The 22,083-nt window shown below is 59.5% G+C and carries 18 protein-coding genes; 5 read left to right on the top strand and 13 right to left on the bottom strand.

The genetic code is table 11. From position 1 onward, the window contains the following. Positions 1-14: 14 nt before the first annotated feature. From HYP802_RS0111900 to HYP802_RS0111870, 7 genes are all read right to left on the bottom strand, one after another. Positions 15-1,226: a phosphoglycerate kinase gene (locus HYP802_RS0111900; protein WP_013947528.1), complete on the bottom strand. Its 1,212-nt coding sequence runs from the start codon at positions 1,224-1,226 to the stop codon at positions 15-17. 43 nt (positions 1,227-1,269) lie between these two features. After that, positions 1,270-3,279, bottom strand: a complete 2,010-nt coding sequence (tkt, locus tag HYP802_RS0111895; RefSeq protein WP_013947527.1) for a transketolase — start codon at positions 3,277-3,279, stop codon at positions 1,270-1,272. A gap of 164 nt (positions 3,280-3,443) precedes the next feature. Beyond that, positions 3,444-5,303: a monovalent cation:proton antiporter-2 (CPA2) family protein gene (locus tag HYP802_RS0111890; RefSeq protein ID WP_013947526.1), complete on the bottom strand. Its 1,860-nt coding sequence runs from the start codon at positions 5,301-5,303 to the stop codon at positions 3,444-3,446. A 245-nt stretch (positions 5,304-5,548) separates the two neighbouring features. Continuing rightward, positions 5,549-6,160 (bottom strand): PQQ-dependent catabolism-associated CXXCW motif protein, encoded by a 612-nt coding sequence (locus HYP802_RS22335; protein WP_013947525.1) that lies wholly within the window; start codon positions 6,158-6,160, stop codon positions 5,549-5,551. A gap of 86 nt (positions 6,161-6,246) precedes the next feature. After that, positions 6,247-7,209 (bottom strand): substrate-binding domain-containing protein, encoded by a 963-nt coding sequence (locus HYP802_RS0111880; RefSeq protein WP_013947524.1) that lies wholly within the window; start codon positions 7,207-7,209, stop codon positions 6,247-6,249. Positions 7,210-7,390: 181 nt separating this feature from the next. Then, entirely contained in the window at positions 7,391-8,062 is a 672-nt protein-coding gene (locus tag HYP802_RS23260) for a c-type cytochrome, methanol metabolism-related (protein ID WP_244421006.1), read from the bottom strand. Positions 8,063-8,355: 293 nt separating this feature from the next. Continuing rightward, a complete protein-coding gene (locus HYP802_RS0111870; protein ID WP_013947521.1) occupies positions 8,356-10,176 on the bottom strand; it encodes a methanol/ethanol family PQQ-dependent dehydrogenase in 1,821 nt (606 codons plus the stop codon). A gap of 447 nt (positions 10,177-10,623) precedes the next feature. Here HYP802_RS0111870 and HYP802_RS0111865 point away from each other — a divergent pair, with 447 nt between their 5' ends. Then, a complete protein-coding gene (locus HYP802_RS0111865; RefSeq protein ID WP_024275825.1) occupies positions 10,624-11,592 on the top strand; it encodes a quinoprotein relay system zinc metallohydrolase 2 in 969 nt (322 codons plus the stop codon). A 57-nt stretch (positions 11,593-11,649) separates the two neighbouring features. Here the strand turns inward: HYP802_RS0111865 and HYP802_RS0111860 are convergent, their stop codons facing one another. The 4 genes from HYP802_RS0111860 to HYP802_RS0111845 form a co-directional block, all read right to left on the bottom strand. After that, positions 11,650-12,024, bottom strand: coding sequence for a hypothetical protein (locus HYP802_RS0111860; RefSeq protein ID WP_013947518.1), 375 nt, complete (start codon positions 12,022-12,024; stop codon positions 11,650-11,652). Then, positions 12,021-12,713, bottom strand: a complete 693-nt coding sequence (locus tag HYP802_RS0111855) for a hypothetical protein (RefSeq protein WP_013947517.1) — start codon at positions 12,711-12,713, stop codon at positions 12,021-12,023. Before HYP802_RS0111855 ends, HYP802_RS0111860 begins: the two co-directional genes overlap by 4 nt. A gap of 186 nt (positions 12,714-12,899) precedes the next feature. Beyond that, complete coding sequence (locus tag HYP802_RS0111850; RefSeq protein WP_050976771.1) at positions 12,900-13,796, bottom strand: beta-propeller fold lactonase family protein; 897 nt, start codon at positions 13,794-13,796, stop codon at positions 12,900-12,902. A gap of 66 nt (positions 13,797-13,862) precedes the next feature. Further along, positions 13,863-14,408 carry an SRPBCC family protein gene (locus tag HYP802_RS0111845; protein WP_013947515.1) on the bottom strand — a complete coding sequence of 182 codons (546 nt, stop codon included), beginning with the start codon at positions 14,406-14,408 and terminating at the stop codon, positions 13,863-13,865. Between the two features lie 223 nt (positions 14,409-14,631). Between HYP802_RS0111845 and HYP802_RS0111840 the strand changes: the two genes are divergently transcribed. From HYP802_RS0111840 to HYP802_RS0111825, 4 genes are read left to right on the top strand one after another with little or no spacing between them, the layout of a single operon-like run. Beyond that, entirely contained in the window at positions 14,632-15,915 is a 1,284-nt protein-coding gene (locus HYP802_RS0111840) for a formylmethanofuran dehydrogenase subunit B (protein ID WP_013947514.1), read from the top strand. 21 nt (positions 15,916-15,936) lie between these two features. Further along, on the top strand, positions 15,937-17,601 hold the full coding sequence (locus tag HYP802_RS0111835; RefSeq protein ID WP_013947513.1) for a formylmethanofuran dehydrogenase subunit A: 1,665 nt from the start codon (positions 15,937-15,939) through the stop codon (positions 17,599-17,601). Next, positions 17,598-18,503 (top strand): formylmethanofuran--tetrahydromethanopterin N-formyltransferase, encoded by a 906-nt coding sequence (fhcD, locus tag HYP802_RS0111830; protein ID WP_013947512.1) that lies wholly within the window; start codon positions 17,598-17,600, stop codon positions 18,501-18,503. Before HYP802_RS0111835 ends, fhcD begins: the two co-directional genes overlap by 4 nt. Next, positions 18,503-19,315, top strand: coding sequence for a formylmethanofuran dehydrogenase subunit C (locus HYP802_RS0111825; RefSeq protein WP_013947511.1), 813 nt, complete (start codon positions 18,503-18,505; stop codon positions 19,313-19,315). The genes fhcD and HYP802_RS0111825 overlap by 1 nt, the downstream gene beginning before the upstream one ends. Positions 19,316-19,650: 335 nt before the next feature. Here HYP802_RS0111825 and HYP802_RS0111815 read toward each other — a convergent pair whose 3' ends face one another. Together HYP802_RS0111815 and HYP802_RS0111810 are read right to left on the bottom strand one after the other, a co-directional pair. Beyond that, positions 19,651-20,397 carry a DUF1194 domain-containing protein gene (locus HYP802_RS0111815; RefSeq protein WP_013947510.1) on the bottom strand — a complete coding sequence of 249 codons (747 nt, stop codon included), beginning with the start codon at positions 20,395-20,397 and terminating at the stop codon, positions 19,651-19,653. Positions 20,398-20,661: 264 nt separating this feature from the next. Further along, positions 20,662-22,041, bottom strand: coding sequence for an undecaprenyl-phosphate glucose phosphotransferase (locus tag HYP802_RS0111810; protein ID WP_244421005.1), 1,380 nt, complete (start codon positions 22,039-22,041; stop codon positions 20,662-20,664). Positions 22,042-22,083: the final 42 nt, after the last annotated feature.

The following is a 22,083-nucleotide window of genomic DNA, read 5'->3' as shown; positions in this document are numbered from 1 at the left end:
AAACTGCCCGCGGGCTAATGCACTTTCTCGCGCGTGAGCGCCGCGATGCCGGGCAACTCACGCCCCTCGAGCCATTCGAGGAACGCGCCGCCCGCGGTCGAGACATACGTGAAATCGTCCGTCACACCGGCAGCATTCAAGGCGGCGACCGTATCGCCGCCGCCGGCAACCGACACAAGCTTACCGGCTTTCGTCAATTCCGCGGCAGCGCGCGCCAGCGCAAATGTGCCCTCTCCGAACGGCAAAATTTCGAAAGCGCCGAGCGGACCGTTCCATAGCAGCGTTTTCGACGCTGCAAGCACATCGGTGGTGCGCGCAACGGACTTTGGACCAACATCCAATATCATAGCGTCGAACGGCACCTCGTCGACCGCCACCACTTCATTCGCCGCACCTTCCTTGAACTCGCGCGCGATAACGGCATCGACCGGCAGAATGATCTCACAACCCTTCTGCTTGGCTTCCGTCATGATATCGCGCGCCGTCGCATCGAATTCAGGCTCCGCAAGCGACTTGCCGACCATCACGCCGGACGCCTGCAAAAACGTATTCGCCATGCCGCCGCCGATGATCAGCTTGTCGACCTTCGCGACGAGGTTCGTCAAAACCGGAATTTTAGTCGACACCTTCGCCCCGCCGACCACGGCCGCCGTCGGGCGCTGCGGTATTTCCAGCGCCGTTCTGAGTGCGTTGATTTCTTCCATCAACAGCGGACCTGCGAAAGACGGCAGGAAGTTGGTCAGTCCTTCCGTAGATGCATGAGCGCGATGTGCACACGAAAAAGCATCGCCCACGAAAATGTCGCCGAGCTTCGCGAGCTCTTCGGCGAATTTCGGATCATTCTTTTCTTCGCCTTTGTGGAAGCGCAGATTTTCGAGCAGCGCGACGTCACCGTTCTTAAGCGCGCCGACCGTCGCTTGTGCCTGTTCCCCGATACAGTCCGGCCCGAATGCAATCTGCCGCCCCAGAAGCTGCTGCATCGCGTCTGCGATCGGCCGCAGCGACAAGTCCGCTTCCGGTCCGTTCTTCGGCCGTCCGAAATGCGAGATGACGATAACCTTCGCCCCGCGATCAGCCAGCGCCTTCACGCCCGGCAGCACGCGCTCCAGACGCGTCGCGTCGGTCACCTTCCCGTCCTTGACCGGAACGTTCAGATCTGCCCGCACGATCACGCGCTTTCCTGCGACGTCGATGCCGTCGGTCGTCTTCAACTTATCGAGGTTCATCAAGACACCATTACGGTTTGCGCTGCGCCTGCGTTTCAGTGCATCACGAAGTTTTTCCGATCGCCTTGCGCGCAGCCGCGACCGCATGCGCCGCGGTAATGCCGAAGTGCTCGTAAAGCTTCGAGGCCGGCGCCGAAGCACCAAACCCATGCATACCGATGAACACATCCGATTTGCGCAGCCATTCGTACCAGCTCTGCGGTACGCCTGCTTCGATCGCAATACGCGGTGCATCTCCCAAAACTTCGTTCTGATAGCTTTCGGGCTGGGCGCGGAACAGCTCGAACGACGGCATCGAAACCACCGCAGCCTTGACCCCATCCTTTGCCAAAGTTGCAGCGGCTTCGACCGCCAGACCAACTTCTGAACCGGTTGCGAGAAGCGTCACGTCGCGCGCGCCTTCCGTCGGTGTCAGCACGTAGGCACCCTTGGCGCTGAGGTTCTGATCGCCCTTGGTGCGAAGGTTCGGTACGGCTTGGCGTGAAAGCGCCAGCACCGACGGTGTGTCGGCCGTGACGAGAGCCAACTCCCAGCACTCAGCCGTCTCGATGCCATCGGCCGGACGAAAAACGTGCAAATTCGGAATGACGCGCAGCGCGCTCAAATGCTCGACCGGCTGATGCGTTGGCCCGTCCTCGCCGAGGCCGATGGAATCGTGCGTCAGAACGTAGATCACACGCTGCTGCATCAATGCCGAGAGACGGATCGAAGCCCGGCAGTAATCGGAAAAGACGAGGAACGTGCCGCCATAAGGCACGAACGAGCCCGACAGCGCGATGCCGTTCATCGCTGCTGCCATGCCGTGCTCGCGCACGCCATAGTGCATATAGTTGCCCGCGAAGTTGTCGGGCGTAACGGACACATGATGTTTCGTGCGGGTGCCATTCGATCCCGAAAGATCCGCAGAGCCGCCGATGACCTCAGGCAGCACCGGAATGAGCCGCTCGATCGTCATCTGCGACCAGACACGCGTCGCGCGCTTGGCGCTGTCGGCCGCGAAATCGTTCTTCGCGGCGATGATCGCATTCGTAACTGTGGCCTTGAGATCGCGCCCCGAGACCAGCGCCTTCGTCGCGTCATCCGCTTTGGCTTCGCGCTTCGTCCAGTCGTCACGCATCTTCGCATGGCGGCTTCCGACAGCACGCCACGCCGACAAGATGTGTTCAGGGATTTCGAAGGCTTCGTATGGCCAGCCAAGCTGCGCGCGCGTGGCCTTGATCTCATCCGCGCCCAGCGCTTCGCCATGCGCCGACGATTTTCCAGCTTTGTTCGGCGAGCCATAGCCGATCTGCGTCTTGCACGCGATTAACCACGGCTTCGAAGGATCGGCCTTTGCCGTCTTGATCGCCGCTGAAATCGCCGCCGCGTCATGACCGTCGACGCGGATCGTATTCCAGCCAGACGCCTCGAAGCGCTTCACCTCGCTGTCCGACACGGCAAGGCTCGTCGCGCCGTCAATGGTGATCGAGTTGTCGTCCCAGAACACGATCAGCTTGCCGAGCTTCAAATGCCCGGCCAGCGAGATCGCTTCCTGGCTGATGCCTTCCATCAGGCAGCCGTCACCGGCGATGACATAAGTGTGGTAATCGACAAGATCTGAGCCGACCCGCGCCGCGAGCAGCTTCTCCGAAATCGCCATGCCAACCGCATTGGCGATGCCTTGGCCCAGCGGCCCCGTCGTCGTCTCGATGCCTGGTGCATGACCATATTCCGGATGGCCCGCCGTCTTCGATCCGAACTGCCGGAAATTCTTGATCTCCTCGATCGTCATTTCCGGATAGCCGGTAAGATAGAGGAGCGAATAAAGAAGCATCGAACCGTGACCAGCCGAGAGAACGAAACGATCCCGGTTGGGCCACTGTGGCGCGCCGGCGTCGAACTTCAGCGCTTCGGTGAAGAGGACCGTGGCAACGTCCGCCATCCCCATCGGCATGCCCGGATGCCCAGAATTGGCAGCCTGAACCGCATCCATCGAGAGCGCGCGGATGGCGTTAGCCATATCCTCGAGGCTCGGCGTTGAGGATGTCTCCGCCACGACTTGAGCTTTGCTCATTATCTTACTTAAGTCCGTTCCGCTAAGCGCCGCTGGCGCGCTGTAAAGTGGTGGGACATTTACCGGGGGATTGCAGCGGCGTCTACCGCGCGCGCAAGGGTAGCGCACGGCAAAAAACAGGGCGTTTCAGGCCCCGCCGCCCCGCGACGGACCAAGTGTCACGCTCAGGACGCGATACCGCCCGCCTTGACCTTGCTCTCCCGCTGGCCCTTGGCGTCGCGTTGGGCCTTCTCAGCCTGCGCCAACTTGGCCTCCTCGACCTCGTCCTCGCGGAAGAGCTTTTCGAGCATGGCCTGAGACGTCCGAGCCCGTTCCAAGAGCTTCTCGACATCGGTCGCGAGCTTGTAATCCTCGTTCAGACGCCGCTCGTCATGCTCGCGAAACGTCTGCACGGTGCGGTTCGCCACACGCTCAGAATACCCTAGTCCAAGCATCAGCGTTCTTGTGAGATCGAGAGAGGCCAGAAACGTCTCGCGCCGCATCGCAGCAACGCCGAGATCGAGCAGCCTGTAGGCATGCATTCGATCCCGCGCTCGTGCATAGATCGGCACATGCGGATAATGCGTCTTGACGATTTCCGCCGCACGCATCGACGCTTCGACATCGTCGATGGCCAACACGAAGGCTTTCGCTTTGTCGGTTTGCGCAGCCTCCAGCACTTCCGGCCGACTTGCATCGCCATAGAAGGCCTTGTTGCCGAACCGTTTGACGAAATCCACCTGCTCGACGCTGATGTCGAGCGCCGTAAACGGCACGCCTTTGGCGCGCAACACGCGGGCCACTATCTGGCCGAACCGGCCGAAGCCAGCAATCACCACATGCCCATCGTTGTCAGGCAGCGGATCGAATGCCCGCATCTCGACCTTCGACTTCTTCGAAAATAGCCGGTCGACGCCCAGCAACAGCGGCGTCATCGCCATCGACAGCGTTACGATGACCGCCATGATCTGCGACGAGCCACTGCCTAGCACACCCGCCGCTTGCCCAACCGACAGCAAAACGAATGCGAATTCACCGCCTTGCGAAAGCGCGAACGCAAGCCGTCGCGCCGGTCCCGAGTCAAGCCCCTGCCAGCGTCCGAGCAGATACAGAATGACCGACTTGACCACGATCAGGGTGAGAGTTGCCGATATGATCAGTGCCGGCGCCGAAATCAGCAGCCCGAGATTGAGCGACATGCCGATCGCGGTGAAGAAGATGCCAAGCAGCAAGCCCTCAAACGGCGCAATGTCGGCTTCAAGCTCATGTCGATAGCTGCTCTCTGCGAGCAGCGCGCCAGCGATGAAAGCACCGAGAGAGGCTGAAAGCCCCACAGCTTCCATGATCAGGGTAATACCGACGACCGTCAGCAGCGCTGCAGCGGTCATCGCTTCCTTGACGCGCGACAGGGCCACGAGGCGCAGCAACGCATCGAGAACATACCGACCTACGACCACGACCAGAACGATCGTCCCCAAGCCCTTCGCGAGCGCAAAATAATCGATCCCAGTATGAGTCTTAACTGCCGACACGGCGAAGTACGGCGCCAAAGCGATCAGCGGAATGGCCGCGATATCCTGAAACAACAGAATGGAGAACCCTAAACGGCCGTGCCGGGTCGAGAGCTCGCCGTTCTCTTCCATCACCTGAAGTGCAAATGCTGTCGAAGACAGCGCCAGCGCCGTCCCAGCAAACAGCGACGGCTGCCATTCGCTGCCCAGGAAGAAAATGCCGACGCACGCCAGCGCAAGGCCTGTAATGGCGACTTGCAGTGTTCCGAGCCCGAAAATGGCCTGACGCATGGCCCATAGTCGCCGCGGACGAAGCTCCAGACCGATTAGGAAAAGCAATAGAATGACGCCGAATTCGGCGAAGTGCAGAACCTGCTCGGCGTCCTGCACGGAAAACATGCGCCCAATTCCGTAAGGACCGAGAATGACCCCGGCAACCAAATAGCCAAGCACAGCGGCTATGCCGAGCCACCGTGCAAGCGGAGCAGCAAGCGCCAACGCGGCCAACAAGATTGCCAGTTCATTCAGTGTCACATCGTCCCCCGTTGTCGCGGTACCCTCGCACGCTCAAGGCAATTTAAGCAGAGATCTGCAATACGCCACCCCACGCCGTTGTATGACAACCCAAATCTGGACCACCAATGAACGTGGACTGACTGACGCGCGCAGAATTTCACGTCTTGTCTCGCAGCAGGTGCGACACATTGAAGTCAATGGATTATTGGCCGCCGCCGAAGGAAATCCGCCGGTGACGAATTCGGAGATTTCAATCCGAAATTCTAAGGCAGCGGGTGCGCATCGACGACGAGGCCGCCGATCTCTTGCCAACCGTCAGTACCATCGCGAAACCATGAGACATTGGTATAACCGAAACTCAGCGCCCGTTTCGCGGCATTCCAGCTCATCCAGCAGTTTCGGAGACAGAAAAAGACCAGCGGTTTTGCCTTGTCCCCGGCAGTGAGCTTTTCCAGATTGTGCTTGAAATAATTCTCATACCCAGATGACAGCGCCCCATAGCCGACATTCGGCAGCCAGACCGCATTTTCAATCGTCATGTGCGTTGTCTCCCGCCAGATCGTACCGGGCGGCAACCCTGCGGGCTTCGGCGGATGCGGATAAACGTCGATAAATACCGTGTGGCCCTCGGACCAGACTTTCATGGCCTGGCTGCTTGATAGGACAGTAGCGCCCTTCAGCGTCAACGGCACCGGCGAACGATATTTGTCGGTGCGATAGCTATTCGGTTCGGGCGGCGGCGGGCCGACGGGCGATGGCCCGGAGACGTCTTCGGCCAACACGCGATCGGCGGAGCCGATGGCAAGACTGCCGAACGTGCTTGATGCCGCGATCACCGCCGCCAGAAACTTTGGCAAGGCCGATTTCAGCGGCATCCGCGGAACTCCAATTGCAGCCTAAAGAATAGGCCCCGCACCATCGCCAAACGACGAGCGGGGCCGATATCACTAATGCGTTTTGTTTAGGGCGTCGCAGCCGCTGGTGCTGGTGTCGTCGCGGCCGCATTCGACGGCGCCGGCAGATCGGTTTCCGACTGTCGCGGCTTGGTGACCATCTCGGTCGATGTATCATCATCGACAAGCAACGGCACGCCGTAGTCGAGCAGCACCTTGTCGATGTCGGCGCGACGCTTGCGAATCACCTCATTGAGTCGCCGCTTCCAGTTGTCGTCGCCGTTGCGCACGCCCATCGTGATGCGGAACGCGATACGTGCAGCACCGTTGTCTTTGACGAGGGGGACGACAACCAGCGGCTCGCCATCGCGCTTCGCCCAGTAGGTTGCCATCGGTCCCCACAGAATACCGGCTGCAATGTCACCCTTACGGATATCATTCATCATGTCTTCAGCCGGGTTTTCATAGCGGCGATCGACGATCATCGGATAGCCGTGGACGTTGGCCATCAGTCCGTATTTCGCTGCGAGCGTAGCGCCGGCCGAGCCCTGCTGCATGCCGATGCGCTTTCCCTGAAGACGCGGATCGCTGAGCGATTCAACGCCATCAAGGCCGGTACCCTTCTTGTAAATGAGCGCCGAGGTCGAACGATAAATGGCGTTGGTGTTGAGCACCATGTCGTCGCCCTGCCCCCAACCGATCACCAGATCGCAGCGCTTGGCGTTGAGCGTCATGCGAATGAAGCCCGTTGCCTTGGGAAACCACGTATAAACGACAGGAAGTTTCAGTTCGTCGCCGATAATGTTTGCGATCTTGTTTTCGAAGCCTTCGCCTTTCTGGTCCGAAAACGGAAGATCGGCCGGGTCCGCGCAGACGCGAAGCTCTTTACGATTGACGAGGTCGGCCTTGGGAGTTTCAGCGGCCTGCGCCGCACCTGCGAATGCAAAGACCATCGACACGGTCGTCGCGATCACTCCGAGCGCCAAAGTCGGCGCTGAGAAGTTCGAAATCTTGAGCGCTTGTTTCCTCACGTGAGTAACCTTTTTGTTATGGCGGCGTGAACGTCGCGGCCCTTGATATGGACTGGGGGCACGTCGCGTTCGCGACCCGCCCCCGATCCATTGAAATGCCGATAGTCCTGGACTGCATCACGCGACACCGACGCGCGGCGCAGGCTTCTCATATGAGAAGGTCGGAAAAAACTTCCAGACCTCAGCCGGTGCAGTCGTCGGCAGCTTTTTTGGCTTCCGGCGAGATGTCTTCACGGCCGTTCGGGCGACCCGGAGGCATTGCCCCTGTCGAGCGCGCCTTGATGTACGTGTAGATATCGTCGATGTAGCACATGATGTTCTTGTCTTCGCCGAACGACGGCATGACGAACTCTGTGCCGCCGCGGTTCACCTTTCGGCCACTCGAAACGGTCGCAATGAAGGTATTGTAATCCATCGTCTTCAGCGAGTCGGCGAGAGCGGGAGCAAACGTGCTGCCCAAAGCGTTCGGACCGTGGCAGACGTGGCAGGCGTCATGATAGCGACGGAAGCCGTTCCAGGTACCCCAGTCCACCATGTAGTCTTTCGTTACGACCGGCACAGGATCGCCGTCCTTGTTGCGATAACGGCCGTCTTCGAATTTGATGCCATCCTTCTTCGCCAGTTCACTGACAGGGTTCGGATAGACGGCATCGCCATCGGGCTTGCGCGAGCCCGGAGGCGGGGCGTTCGGATCGTCCGGATTGGGAGCGGCATCTTCCGCAACTTGCATCAGCTTCGCAGCGGGAGCCGCTGCGTGTGCTTCGTCAGTCTTCGTTTGCTCCTTCGCAGCGGCAGCGCCTGCAGCCCCGAACGTCATCAATACGACTGCAAGTGTCTTAATCAACTTGTTCACGAGGATCCTCTTCTCCTGGATTGAATTGCGTGGGTCGCCACCGCCCATTGGTCTTTTTTTATGGAGCCCTTTTTCCAAATGGACCCCTTGTTGCTGTCCGATAGAACAGTGCGCGGGATAAATACCTGCGCAAACTTGCCTGTTAGACTATTACAAATTGTCGCCCTCGTAGCAGATTGTGCCATTTTCTTGAAAGATGTTTTTTCGGCCACTGCATTAATTCGGCGCAATTTTCACGGCAAAGAGCCGGCACGGGTTGCCCCGCACCGGCTCCTTTATGTCTAGGCTCGAGCCTATGGGAGAGCGAACACGGTGAGCGAGCCACCGAGGTTCGTGTACTCCGAGAGGCCAGCGTAGCCACCGACGGCGCCGAGACCATCGGTCGGGTTCGTCAAGCCAGCGGCGAGACCGATACCGGCCCAGCCACCAACGCCCGAGAACACGGCAACGTACTGCTTGCCACCCTGCTCATAGGTCATGGCGTTGCCGATGATGCCCGACGGCGTCTTGAACTTGAACAGTTCCTTGCCGGTCTTCTGGTCGACGGCTTTGAAGTAGCCTTCGAGCGTGCCGTAGAAGGCAACGCCGCCGGCCGTCGTCAGAGCACCTGACCACACCGAGAACTGCTCAGGCTTCGACCAGACGATCTTACCCTTCGTTGCGTCCCAAGCGATGAAGTTACCCATACGCTCCGGCTTATCCGGGCCAGGGAACATCGAAAGCGTGGCGCCGACGTAAGGCTGACCAGCCGTGTACGAGACCTTGAACGGTTCGTAGTCCATGCAGACGTGGTTCGTCGGCACGTAGAACAGCTTCGTCAGCGGCGAGTACGACGCTGGCTGCTGGTCCTTAGAACCGAGAGCCGCAGGGCAGATGCCCTTCGTGTTGAAGTCCGCGCCGTTCGCAAACGTCGAGTACTTCTTCACGCGGATCGGACGGCCATAGTTCGGGCTCGACTTGTCGAGATCGATGCCAGTCGCCCAGTTGACGACCGGATCATACTTCTCGGCAACGAGCGGTTCGCCAGTGACGCGGTCCCAGGTGTAGCCGAAGCCGTTACGGTCGAAGTGAACCGCAACCTTGCGCTCCTGACCCTTGATATCGAGGGTGGCCAGGATCGGCTCGTTGATGCCGTCATAGTCCCACTCGTCGAACGGCGTCATCTGGTAGGCCCACTTGGCGATACCGGTGTCGACGTCGCGAGCGAACATCGTCATCGACCACTTCTGATCGATCGGCTTGCCATCCGGTCCCGCACGCTGAGCGGGGTTCCAGGTCGAGGGGTTACCCGTGCCGTAGTAGATCAGGTTGAGGTCCGGATCGAAGGCCATGTAGCCCCAGGTCGAACCGCCGCCGATCTTCCACTGGTCGCCGTTCCAGGTCTTCAGAGAAGAATCCTTACCGACCGGCTTGCCGAGCGACATGGTCTTCTCCGGATCGACGAGGATGTCGGAGTCGGGACCCATCGAGTAGGCGCGCCACACCTTCTTACCGGTGTTGATGTCGTAGGCGGTGACGTGGCAGCGAACGCCGAATTCAGCGCCCGAGATACCGATGATCACCTTATCCTTCGTGACAAGCGGAGCACCCGTGCCCGTCTCGCCCTTCTTCGGATCGCCGTCGACGACCTTCCACAGTTCCTTACCCGTTTTCGCGTCGAGAGCGACGAGAGCGGTGTCAGCCTGATGGAGGAAGATCTTGCCTTCAGCGTACTGCACGCCACGGTTGACCGTGTCGCAGCACATGACCGGAATAACCGACGGATCCTGCTTCGGCACGTACTTCCAGATGATCTTCTGCTCGTCAGCGAGATTCAGAGCATAGACGATGTTCGGGAACGCCGAGTGAAGGTACATCACGTCGCCGATCACGAGCGGGCCGCCTTCATGGCCGCGAAGAACGCCCGTCGAGAACGTCCAAGCCACTTTCAGCTGACCGACGTTTTCGGTCGTGATCTGGTCCAGCTTTGAGTAGCGGGTACCAGCATAGTCACCGGACTGTTGCGCCCAGTTATTCGGATTGCTCGACAACTTGATCACATCCTCGTTCGCCCATGCGGACGCCGAGAATGCGGCAGTTGCGAGCAAGCCGCATGCGAATGCACTTTTGCGCATCGCGCTTCCTCCGTTTAAGACAAATGTCTTGCCACGCTTGCAAGTCGATCCCGCGGACTGCCGATATCTCCCAACTCCGATCTCAGGTTTTGCGGGATTTTTTCCCGTCTTTGCCCGGCCGCAGCAGGAGTCTTCACGAAACCGTGTAGAAACCGGTAGTCCGCGTGAACGGGGGGCATGTAGACACTTTTTTTTTCAAGCCGCAACACGAAGTGCGACGATCATTCTCGTGCGGCAAATTAGGACAACCCTTCTGACCCAAAAAACCCCTGTGTTTATGGGGGAAAATTGCGGCGCAGCAAAAATGGTGCGCTGCACGTCTAATTGTTCCCGAATGTGAAAATCGCGGCATCCGATCACAAAAACTCGCGCTTTCGTGAAGGGCGTAAATTCAAATGCCGCGGAAAGAGGCGCATACTAGGAGCCGTAATCAACTGGCTCGCATGCATGATCGATTATCCCTTCCCCATTGGAAAACCTTCCCGAAAAGACTTTCTGCGAGGCGCTGCGCTGACAGCACTGCTGCCCCTCCTGCCCCAGATCTCGCGCGCCGAGGCTGAACGGATCGGAGTTCTTGAAATCGCTCCAGGAATTTTCGTTCACGTCGGCAAATATCAGCTCGTGAACAAGGCCAACCGGGGCGATATCTCCAATCCGTGTTGTATCGTCGGCTCGGAGGCGGCAGCCGTCATCGACACCAGCGGATCATTCGCTATGGGAAGCGATCTCCACGCCGCCATCAAGCAGATCACGGACAAGCCCATTCGCTACGTGATCAACACGCACATGCATCCCGATCACGTGATGGGCAATGCTGCCTTCAAGGCGTCGAACCTGGAATTCGTGGGCCATTACAAGCTTCCCGCCGCACTTTACGCGCGTAAGGAAAGCTATCTGGCGAATGCCCGCGAGCGCCTCGGCGAAGCCGCCTTTAAAGGCACCGAAATCATCCCGCCGACGGTGCTCGTCAAAGACACTCTCGAACTCGACCTTGGCAGGCGCGTCCTGACGCTCAAGGCCTGGCCGACAGCTCACACCGACAATGACTTGACGATCCACGACCAACCGACCGGGACGTTCTTTTTAGGCGATCTCTTGTTCTCGGGGCACATTCCGACGCTCGATGGCTCGATCGTCGGCTGGCTCAAGCTCATTCCCGAATTGATGCAGGAAAAGGCCGAGCGCGCCGTCCCCGGCCACGGGCCAAAGTCCATGACGTGGCCTGACGCCATCCTGCCCGTGCAGCGCTACCTGACAGTCTTGGCAACCGACGTCCGCAAGATGATCAAGGACGGAAAAACGCTCGAACAGGCCGTCGCGACTGCGGCTCAGTCCGAGCGGGATAAATGGGCCCTTTTCGACGAGCACAATCCGCGCAACGTCACAGCGGCCTACACCGAGCTTGAGTGGGAATGAAAGACGATGCTGTGCCCGGCGGCGGGCTCCCCTTTGGGGAGTCGCCGGGCACAAACATCAAAAGCAGCGCAATTCGCCTTCAACCTGCGCGCGGCGCAGGTTTTTGACCTTTTCCTGGAATTCCGGCGCGTGGGTCCACGCGACGTTCTCGCCGCCCTTCAGGCCGACTGAGATGAGCGTCTCGGCTTCTTCATACTGCGCATAAGGCAGAATGTTTGCGATCTCGTCGATCGAGCACGAGCACTTTTCGAGCATCGGCCGCGTCTGACCATTGACGGCCATGCACGCGTAAACATAGTCGGCGCGTGCAACGGTCGGATAGTCGTTGGCCGGCAATTCCTGCGCCCACAAGTGCGTCGTGAAACCTGGAACGAGAATCGCCGCAATCGCGAGAAAACCGCTCACGCCGACATTCACAAGACGGCTTTTCATTTGACGTCTCCTACACCATCAAGGGTCAACGTCTCTTTGAGCGACGGACCTTTTTTGTCGTTGTTCGTATAGTCCGAAACCATCTTCGCAAAATAGCCCGGGATCTTGTCCGATAGCGCAATCGTGAAGACCGAGCCCTCGAAGCCGTTCATGCGTGCCTTCGCCGGATCGTTGATATAGGGCGTGAGGCTCACGCGAAAACCATCGACGGATTGCCCTTTGTAGTCGATCTTCACCGGCGCAATCTTTGCGTCCTGCGCCAAGCTCTTCTTGAACATGTTCTTGAGATAGGCGCCGTCGCCACCGGCAAGAAGCCTGAAATGCGCCACCGCATCGTCGAGATAGACGACGAGCAGCGGATTGCCGTCCATGTCGGTGATTTCTTGCGGATCCCTCGCGCGGTCACCCGAATAGATCTGCAGCCGAACGTTCTTTTTGCCCGGAGCGCCATCGCTCTCGACCGTCAGCGTAATGTTATCGGAAAAGCCGGGCCCTAAAGTCTTCGGATCCGATGGTGCGCGCTCGAATTTGTAGACTAGGTTTGTACCTGGCGCGACGGACGCAATGTGAGGCCGTTCGAACAGAATGTCGGCCGGCTTTGGAGTTTCCTCCGCCGATACGCTGGCCGACGCCATGCACATTACCGCAAGAGCTGCCAGACCGGCATAACGGAATGAAAACTTTGACATAAAGGGCGATCCTCCTAGATCGTCTAGGTAATTTTTCCCGGCTATTTAGCGGGACATGGATCGCTTGAACAGAGATTGAGAGAAATCTGCCAAACACCGCAGGGCCGCTTGCCGGGTTGCAAAACATCCCGAAAGTTGCCGGAAGAACGGCAACTCACAACTTACAAGCCGGTAACCCTACAAAATTTAACGAAGAAACTTACCGAAGGCGCGCGGCCCGTCAGCGACGGCTGCCCTCCCCGTAACGACGAGCTTCACGGGATCGATGCGAAGCAAAACGTCTTCACCCCAGCATGAGACGTAAACATTCTTTTCCCCGGCATCGGCTTCAATACCTTCCGCATGATCGCACGTGTCGATCCGCTTGACCGGAGCGAGCGTTGCCAGATCGAAAACCGTAACCGTCCCTCCGTATTGGTCCGTGACGAACCCATTCCCCTGCGCAAGCGCCACAGCATATGGCCGACGCCCCGTCTTGACGCTGCCAACGACTTTCCGCGCTGCAATATCAATGACGGTTGCGTCGTCGCTCTTCACGTTCGCGGTATAGGCACGCTCGCCGCGCGCGTCGATCGTAATGCCGAAAGGACGCTTGCCGACCGGAATTGATGCCAGCACCTTACGGCTCGCAACATCAACAATCGAAATCGCATCGCTGTCGCGATCCGCAGACACGAGCAATTTTCCGTCGGGCGTCACGGCGAGCCCCGATGGTGAGTCGCCAACCCTGACCTCCCCAACAACGGTCAGGCTCTTCGTATCGATGATGCGAACTTTATGCGTATACCAGTCGGCGACGTAGACTTCCGGCCGCACCGGATTGGCAGCAATTCCGAGTGGTCCGCCATCTAGGAAAAGCCGCCGCTTCACCTTGCGCGCAACAGCATCGACCTCGATCAGCTCCTTGCTGTCGGGCGCCGTGATGTAAGCCGTCGCCTTATCGGGAGAAAGCGCAATGCCGGCAGGCTTGCCGGTCACGGTCAGCCGCGCCGTTTCCTTCATCGTATCGAGATCGACAAAGGACAGCGTATCGGACGTCTGATCCGTCAACAGTGCTTCGTGCGCCGACGCGGGCAAGGCCATCGCGCATACCGCGATCAGGCCTTGCCCAAGTTTCAAAAGGCGCAATTTATGTGCGTTTTTACGCACTCAGCCGCCGCTCTCGACCTTCTTCTTCAGGTCCTGGAGACCTTGCTTGTAGAGGTCAGTCACGGCCTTGAGCGCCACTTCGTCCGTCAGGTTCGGCGGCGGATCGTTCAGCATGTAGCCGCGATAGAAACCACCCCACCACGTCACCGTGGACTTATCGGCGCCGTCAGCTTCAACCGTAATGTGCGAGGAGTAATCGTTGACGGGTAGAACCTTCACATCGACCTTCGTGATCTCGTAGGCGTACATGTGATCTTCCGGGTTGTACTTGTCGAGCATCTCTTCGACCGTACCACCGTTCTTGAGTGTGAGCGTCCGCGTGGCGTTAACTTCGTTGCCGCCCTTGCCTTCGGTCTTGGCGACGATACCGAGCCAGCTCATGTCCTGGAAGTTACCGACGACCTTCCAGACTTTGTCGACGGGCGCGTTGATCTCAATTGTTTCCGTAACCTTCTGGCGGCTCGGACCATGTGCCCAAGCTGCCCCAGCGAGCGAGAGCGGCGCCAGTCCGACGATCGTTGCGGCGATCACCAAGCGTTTCAGCATGCATTTCCTCCGGAGATTTCTGGTGTGGGACCCAGCCCTGAGCCCGACAACGAGCGGGCGGACATTATGCGTGTTCAGGATGGACGGAAAGACGGCAAAATGTGTCGCATTCGATCTGCCCCTTCGCTGTGCTTGACCGTTAGCGTCGCGTTGTTTTACCTGCGCCGGCGTACTTTGGTCGAATCCCGCGGCCGAGAGGCTCTGGGTCCATGAGGAGCTCGATTTGGAATCCGAAAAGTCGAGGAACGGCGCGAACCATTTTGAGAACGTCGCCTGCCCGTTTTGTGGCATCCTTTGCGATGATCTCGATATCGGCCCTTCCGGTGATGGACTGAAAGTCCTCAAGAACGGCTGCGTAAAATCTGTTGCTGGTTTCGAGCGGCCGCTCAGCGAGCCGAAACCGCAGATCAATGGCAAGGACGTTACGCTCGACGAAGCCGTCGCTGCCGCTGCCCGCCTCATCAATGAGAGCCGTCTGCCGATCTTCGGCGGACTTGGCACCGACGTCGACGGCATTCGCGCGGCCATCGCCCTCGCTGAAAAAGGCGGCGGCATCGTTGATCACGCACTGAGCGATGGACAGTATCGCAATTTCCGTGTGCTCCAATCGACGGGCTGGGTTTTGACGACGCTGACGGAAGCCCGCAACCGCGCCGATCTCTTCATCGTTGCGGGTAGCGATATCCATCAGCATCACCCGCGCTTCTTCGAGCGCATCGTGTGCAACGAGGCCTCGATGTTTGCCGATGATCCGCCGAAGCGGACCGTTGTGTTCCTTGGCGATCAGCTCGACCAGTCCGCAGTAAAAGGCAAACGCATCGGCGAAGTTCTGTCGTTGCCCGTTGAGCCCGATCGCATCGCCGAAATTCTCGACGCCATGCGCGCCATGAACAAGGGCGGCACCGTCTCGGGCGATAGCATCGGTGATCTGCCGCGCGCCGCTGTCGAAGATCTCCTCGCGCGTTGTAAGGCAGCGAGCTACGGCGTCATCATCTGGGCGCCGCCGAGCTTGACCTTCCCGAACGCTGATCTCACCGTCCAGGCGATCTCCGAGTTCGTCAAAGAGATCAACCTGACATCGCGTTTCGCCGGCCTCTCTCTTGGCGGCCATGACGGCGCAACGTCCGCCGGCGCGGTGTGCAGCTGGCAGTCAGGCTTCCCTCTGCGCGTATCATATGCATCGGGCAAACCGGATTATGACCCCGAGCGCTATTCGGCAAACCGTTTGCTCGCGGCGAAAGAAGGCGATCTCCTGTTGTGGCTCTCGTCGTTCTCGTCGAACATTACGGAGCCTGAGACGGACGTCCCGACGATCTTCCTCGGCGCACCTGGCATCAAGCCGTCGCGCACACCGAAGGTCTATATTCCGGTGGGAACGCCGGGCGTCGATCACGCCGGCACAATGGTGCGCGTCGACAATGTCGTCTCACTGCCGTTGAGACAACTTCGCCAGTCGACGCTTCCGCGCGCGGCTGACGTCCTCGAAAAAATTGAAGCTGCCCTCTAAGGCACAATTCCGAGATCGCGAATGCTCATCAAGCTCACCGGCGGCAAAGTCTACGACCCCGCGAATGGGGTCGACGGCGAAGTCCGCGATATCTTCATCGAGGATGGCCGCATCGTCTCCCCGGATCCGAATGCCAAGGTCGCGCATGAATACGCGCTCCATGGCAGAGTGATCATGGCCGGCGGCATCGACCCTCACTCGCACATCGGCGGCGGCAAGATGACGATCGCCCGCATGATGCTGCCCGAAGATCATATGCATGACACCGTTGCACGCACCGATCTGACGCGCGCGGGCGTCGGCCATGCCGTTCCGTCGACGATGCTGACCGGCTATCGCTACGCCGAGATGGGCTACACTGCGGCATTCGAGCCTGCGATGCTGCCTGCCAACGCCCGCCAGGCGCACATGGAGATGGCCGACACGTCGATCATCGACAAGGGCGCCTTCGTCATGCTCGGCTCGGATGACTTCTTCCTGCGCCAGCTCGCAGGCAAGAAAGACTTCTCCGCGATCAAGGATTACATCGCCTGGACGATGCACGCCGCGCAGGCGATCGCCGTCAAGGTCGTCAATCCCGGCGGCATCAGCGCCTTCAAGTTCAATCAGCGTAAGCTCGACTTGAACGAAAAGCACGTCTACTACGGCGTCACTCCACGAGACATCATCGTGACGCTGGCGCGCGGCCTGAAAGAACTCGGCGTCGTCCACCCGCTGCACATCCACGGCTGCAACCTCGGTGTGCCCGGCGGCTATGAAACGACGCTCGATACGATCAAAGGCGCGGAAGGCCTGCCGATCCACCTGACGCACATTCAGTTCCACAGCTACGGCACTGAAGGCGATCTCAAGTTCTCGTCGGCCGCCGCCCCCATCGCCGAAGCCATCAACGACAATCCGAACGTCTCGTGCGACGTCGGTCAGGTCATGTTCGGCCAGACGTGCACGGCATCCGGTGACTCCATGCGCCAGTTCGTGACGTCTCGTTCGGCTACACCGAAGAAGTGGGTCGTGATGGACATCGAGTGCGACGCCGGTTGCGGTGTCGTGCCGTTCAAGTATCGCGACAAGAGCTTCGTCAACGCGCTGCAGTGGGCGATCGGTCTGGAGCTGTTCCTGCTGGTCAACGATCCGTGGCGCCTGTTCCTCACAACAGACCATCCGAACGGCGGTCCATTCACCTGGTATCCGCACCTCATTCGCCTGCTGATGGACAAAGCCTTCCGCAACGACATGATGCAGAAGATCAACCCGGACGCGCTGAAGTATTCGACGCTGGCCTCGCTCGATCGCGAATATTCGCTCTACGAGATCGCGATCATGACGCGCGCCGGTCCGGCTCGCAGCCTTGGCCTGAAGGATCGCGGTCACCTGGGCGTCGGCGCCTGGGCCGACATCACGGTCTATGACGATAATCCCGACCGCGAGGCGATGTTCACGACGCCGGAATTGCTCTTCAAGAACGGCGAGCTCATCGTGCGCAACGGCAAGATCATCAAGGTCATCAACGGCGCAACGCACGTCGCGCGGCCGTCGTACGATCCGTCGATCGAAAAATCTCTCAAACCTTACTTCGAAGATTATCACACGATCCGCATGGATAATTTCCGCCTCTCCGATGACGAGATTATCAATGGTGGCCGCGGCTCGCTGATCATCCAACCGACCGGGGCGCGCGTAGCATGAGCAAGACCGTTAACGGTATCTCGATCGACGATACGTTCGCCGAAGCCTTCGGCATGAGCGGCACCGGGATCATCATCACGGCCGACTCGATGAAGTGGGCCAAAATCGCAGCGACGGTTGCGACAGGCTTCGGCACCTCCGTTATCGGTGCCGGCGCTGAATGCGGTATCGATAAGGAACTGTCGGAGGACGAAACGCCTGATGGTCGTCCCGGCGTTCGCATCCTGATCTTCGGATTTTCGCCCGACGCCCTGCTCCCGCAGGTCCGCAATCGTATCGGCCAGTGCGTGCTGACGAGTCCCGGCTCGGCTTGCTATGCGGGCCTCAAGGCCGAAAAGACGATGCCTCTCGGAAAAGGCACGCGTCTATTCGGCGACGGCTATCAGACGGCTAAAAAACTCGGCGATAGCCGCTACTGGCGCGTACCTGTGATGGACGGTGAGTTCATCATCGAAGAAGACACCGGCGTCACGACGGATGCAGTGGGCGGCGGCAACATGCTGATCGTCGGCCGCGACCGCAAAGGCCTGCTCGAAACGGCCGAACACGCTGTCGAAGAGATCGCCAAGATCGACGACGTCATCACGCCGTTCCCCGGTGGCATTGTTCGTTCGGGCTCGAAGGTCGGCGCGAAATACGCCGGCATGCACGCTTCGTCTAACGACGCGTTCTGCCCGACGCTGCGCGGCACGATCAAGCACAGTGAGGTATCGCCCGATACCCTCGCCGTGCTCGAAATCGTCATCGACGGTCTGACGTCCAAAGCCGTCGCCGATGCCATGCACGCGGGTCTCAAAGCCGTGACGGATGTCGGCGCCAGCCGCGGCGTTACGCGGATCACCGCCGGCAATTACGGCGGCAAGCTCGGACAGCATCATTATCATCTGAAGGATCTGATCTGATGAGCGGCCTCACGCTGCGCTTCAAGGCGCCCGCGACGGAGCGGATCACTCTCGACGGCATCACGCCCGCCAAGCTCGCCGCGCTATCGTCCCACGAGATCGGCAAGCTGAATGTCGGCATCGAAAAAGGCGGCGTCGCCCTCGGCGATGCATTCGATATTTCCGGCAGCGTCGGCGATACCCTGACCATCGAAGGCGCAACGTCAGAGATTGATTTCGTCGGCGGCGGCCTCGATAGCGGCACGATCCGCGTCGTCGGCGACATCGGCTCGTTCGCGGCGCGCCTGATGACCGGCGGCAAGATCGAAGTTCGCGGCAATGTCGGTGACTATCTGGCGTCGGGTTCCACCGGCGGCATGATCCTCGTTTCCGGCAACGCCGGAGACAATCTCGGCGGCGTCGCGACCGGCGATCGTTTCGGCATGCTCGGCGGTACCGTTGTCATCGAAGGCAACATTGGCGCCCGCGCCGGAGACAAGATGCGTCGTGGCGTTATCGTCGTCAAAGGCAAGACCGGCCCTGGCGCCGGTTCGCGTATGATCGGCGGCACCATCTGGGCGGAAGGCGGCTTCGGTGCCGAACCCGGTCTTATGATGCGCCGCGGCACACTGATCGGCCCGAGCGTCGAAAGCCTGCTGCCGACGTTCGTCGATTGCGGCAAACACGATCTCGTGATCCTGCGCGTCATCGCCCGCTATCTGAAGGAAACGCTTGGCCATCTCGCGCCTAAGCCCATGCCCTTGTTTGTCCAGAAGATTGGCGGTGACACCGCTACAATTGGACGGGGCGAAATCCTGTTGCCGGCGGCTTAAGCTGCCGCCCTTTGCGGTCGGCCGACATAAGAAACGGATTCCCGGTGCGGAGCGTCTCAGTATGATGACGCTTCAAAGACGCATCGCCCGGGAACCTCGCCATGATCGCCCTCATTTTGTCGGCTTGCTTGACGAACGATCCAAACGTCTGCCGCGAATATAAAATCCCGATTGATGCGGACGTCGACGCAAGAACGTGCTTGGCACATGCCCAGCCACAGTTCGCCCGATGGTCTGCAGATCATCCCGGCTGGACTGTTAAGCGCTGGCATTGCGGTCCGACCAGCGAAGATAAAATCTGAGCTATCAAGCGGCCTGATTATCAGCCGTCTCGATCATCGGCCGGACGTGGCGACCGAATACTTTTGCGAAGCCACGCTGCTGACTTCGATGACGAACTTTTGCCGGATCGCCCGCTCGAAATCACCGTAACCCAGCGCCGGCAGCACGAAACTGCTCGGACCGCCCATAACGTGCGCGCGATACCATTGTTCGAGCGGTGGCTTCCCTCCCGGAACGGCCTTCGGCAGCAGCGCTGAATCCTCGGGCGTGTCGAGCAAGATCGGCAATCCGTTGATCGTCACGCCATTGCTGACGAGTTCATTGCGGACTTTGTCGATCGGCTCCTCGGCATTGCAATTGTCGGGGCCGTCGCCCGAAACGTCGATGATGATGCGCGACGCCTTCGCGGGAATCTGCGGCACGATCTTGTCGTTCGCAGATCGCAGCATCCGCGTCATGCATGTGAATTCGCCGCCCTGCTGCGGCAGGGATCGCACGCGCTTCGCCGCAGCCAAGGCATCAGCCTTGTTCGCAATCCTGATCCACGGAATGACGAACGACGGTGTGTCGGCCCACGTCACCATGGAAAACAGAATGCCGCCCGCCGAACCGCCGGTAATGGCATCGATGACGCCGGGATCTTCCAGCGCCTTCGCAATACCTTCCATCTGCAGCTTATAGCGGCCTTCGTCGACGGAGTTCGACACGTCGACAGACACAACCAGCGCCGTATCGACCGGCGGCCCTTCTTGCGCGTTGGCAGACGTCACAGCGAAGCCAACACCGGCGACAATAGCCAAGATCGCTGCGATGGTCGCTCGTCCCTGTCCGACAAAATTAAAAATGCGAGGCTCCTGCAGGCGCGAGCGCGGCGCGAACGCCGAATTCCTACCAAGCTAGCAAACAGGCATGATTGCGCAAGCCATCTGCGCCGGTCGTAATACTCGCGCTGCTACGCGCCATTTCCTCGCTGAAGAGGCATCCTTGTGCATCGCCACATATTTTCCCGCCGCGCGAGAGATCTCGGACTAGGCCAAAAGGTCGATCAGGCTCACGACGAAACGCTAGTAAGCGTTCTTGCCCGTCAGCAATGAAATCGGCGTCATCGCGATGATGTAAAGATCGAGCAGCACCGACCAATGGTCGATGTAATAGAGGTCGTGCTCGACGCGCCGGACAAGCTTCTCGTGGGTATCGGTTTCCCCGCGCCAGCCATTGATCTGTGCCCAGCCGGTAACACCGGGCTTCATGCGGTGGCGCGCGAAATAGCCCCGCACGACATTCTCGTAGAGATCTCGCTCCGCGCGCGCACCCGTTGCATGCGGCCGCGGCCCAACGAGAGACATCTGCCCCTGCACAACGTTGATGAGCTGCGGCAGTTCATCGAGGCTTGTGCGCCGAATGATCCGCCCGACACGAGTGACACGCGGATCGTCGCGCGTAACGAGCTTGCTCGCCGTGGCGTCCTGCTGGTCGACATACATCGAGCGGAACTTCAGGACTTCGATCAGCTCATTGTTGAATCCGTACCGCTTCTGCCGGAAGAAAATCGGTCCGCGGCTTTCGAGACGAATCGCAATCGCGACGATCGCCATGATTGGCGACGCCAGAATCAACAGCAGCGAACCGATCAGCCGATCTTCGACCGCCTTGAGCATATGATCCCAGTCGCCGAGCGGCTTGTCCATCGCCGCCAGCATCGGCACCTGACCGATGAAGCTATAGGCTCGCGAGTTGATCCGGAGCTTTGAATTCAGCGCCGAGATCCGTACATCGACTTGCAATGCGAACAGCTTGTCGAGAATCTGCATCAAACGTTCTTCGGCGCGCGCCGGCACCGTAACGATCAAGAGATCGACACTCGACTTGCGGCAGAAGTCTGCCAGGTCTTCGAATGTCCCGAGCCGCGCGACACCTCCGAAGTCGCCGGCTGAGCGATCATCTTGCCGGTCGTCGAAGATACCCAGAATGCACAAGTGATTGTCCGGGTCGTTGTTCAACTCGCGGATAAGGTGCTCCGCATCCTTACCGCCGCCAACGATGACCGTTCGGCGGACCAGCAGGCCGGCGCGTGTCAACCGACGAGCCACCAACGCCGCAACGAAACGCACGAAACACAAAAGGACGGCTGACAGCTCCATCCATCCACCGACGTCCTCCGGTGACACCGATGTCTCACCCGCAAGAAAAATCACACCCGATATCGCGAGCGAGACGACGGCAACGGAAATCAGCACTTTCCAGACTTGCTGAACAAACTTGCGGAGAGATGGAATTGTATATGACCACTGCACGCGCAGCGCGGCAATGAACAACCCGGCCACAAAGACCGTCGCCCAGAAGCTGCGCCACGTCGGCGTGAAAGATTGATGAAGGAGTAAGTTGACCAGCGGCCAAGCGGCCATCACCGACAGGGCGTCGGCGCATGCGACGGCGAATAGCAATTTTGGCCTTGAGGCGTTGCCACGACGGTCGAAAAACAGCGA

Origin of the sequence: Hyphomicrobium sp. 802 (assembly GCF_000526135.1) — a bacterium.
Classification (GTDB): domain Bacteria; phylum Pseudomonadota; class Alphaproteobacteria; order Rhizobiales; family Hyphomicrobiaceae; genus Hyphomicrobium_B.
This window is presented reverse-complemented; position numbering and strand designations above follow the sequence as displayed.

Coding starts and splice junctions, on each gene's coding strand:
- HYP802_RS0111860 (WP_013947518.1), bottom strand. CDS start 12,024: ATGAAAAGCCGTCTTGTGAATGTCGGCGTGAGCGGTTTTCTCGCGATT.
- HYP802_RS0111870 (WP_013947521.1), bottom strand. CDS start 10,176: ATGCGCAAAAGTGCATTCGCATGCGGCTTGCTCGCAACTGCCGCATTC.
- HYP802_RS0111825 (WP_013947511.1), top strand. CDS start 18,503: ATGAGCGGCCTCACGCTGCGCTTCAAGGCGCCCGCGACGGAGCGGATC.
- HYP802_RS0111855 (WP_013947517.1), bottom strand. CDS start 12,713: ATGTCAAAGTTTTCATTCCGTTATGCCGGTCTGGCAGCTCTTGCGGTA.
- fhcD (WP_013947512.1), top strand. CDS start 17,598: ATGAGCAAGACCGTTAACGGTATCTCGATCGACGATACGTTCGCCGAA.
- HYP802_RS22335 (WP_013947525.1), bottom strand. CDS start 6,160: ATGCCGCTGAAATCGGCCTTGCCAAAGTTTCTGGCGGCGGTGATCGCG.
- HYP802_RS0111850 (WP_050976771.1), bottom strand. CDS start 13,796: ATGGCCTTGCCCGCGTCGGCGCACGAAGCACTGTTGACGGATCAGACG.
- HYP802_RS0111865 (WP_024275825.1), top strand. CDS start 10,624: ATGATCGATTATCCCTTCCCCATTGGAAAACCTTCCCGAAAAGACTTT.
- HYP802_RS0111835 (WP_013947513.1), top strand. CDS start 15,937: ATGCTCATCAAGCTCACCGGCGGCAAAGTCTACGACCCCGCGAATGGG.
- HYP802_RS0111845 (WP_013947515.1), bottom strand. CDS start 14,408: ATGCTGAAACGCTTGGTGATCGCCGCAACGATCGTCGGACTGGCGCCG.
- HYP802_RS0111900 (WP_013947528.1), bottom strand. CDS start 1,226: ATGAACCTCGATAAGTTGAAGACGACCGACGGCATCGACGTCGCAGGA.
- tkt (WP_013947527.1), bottom strand. CDS start 3,279: ATGAGCAAAGCTCAAGTCGTGGCGGAGACATCCTCAACGCCGAGCCTC.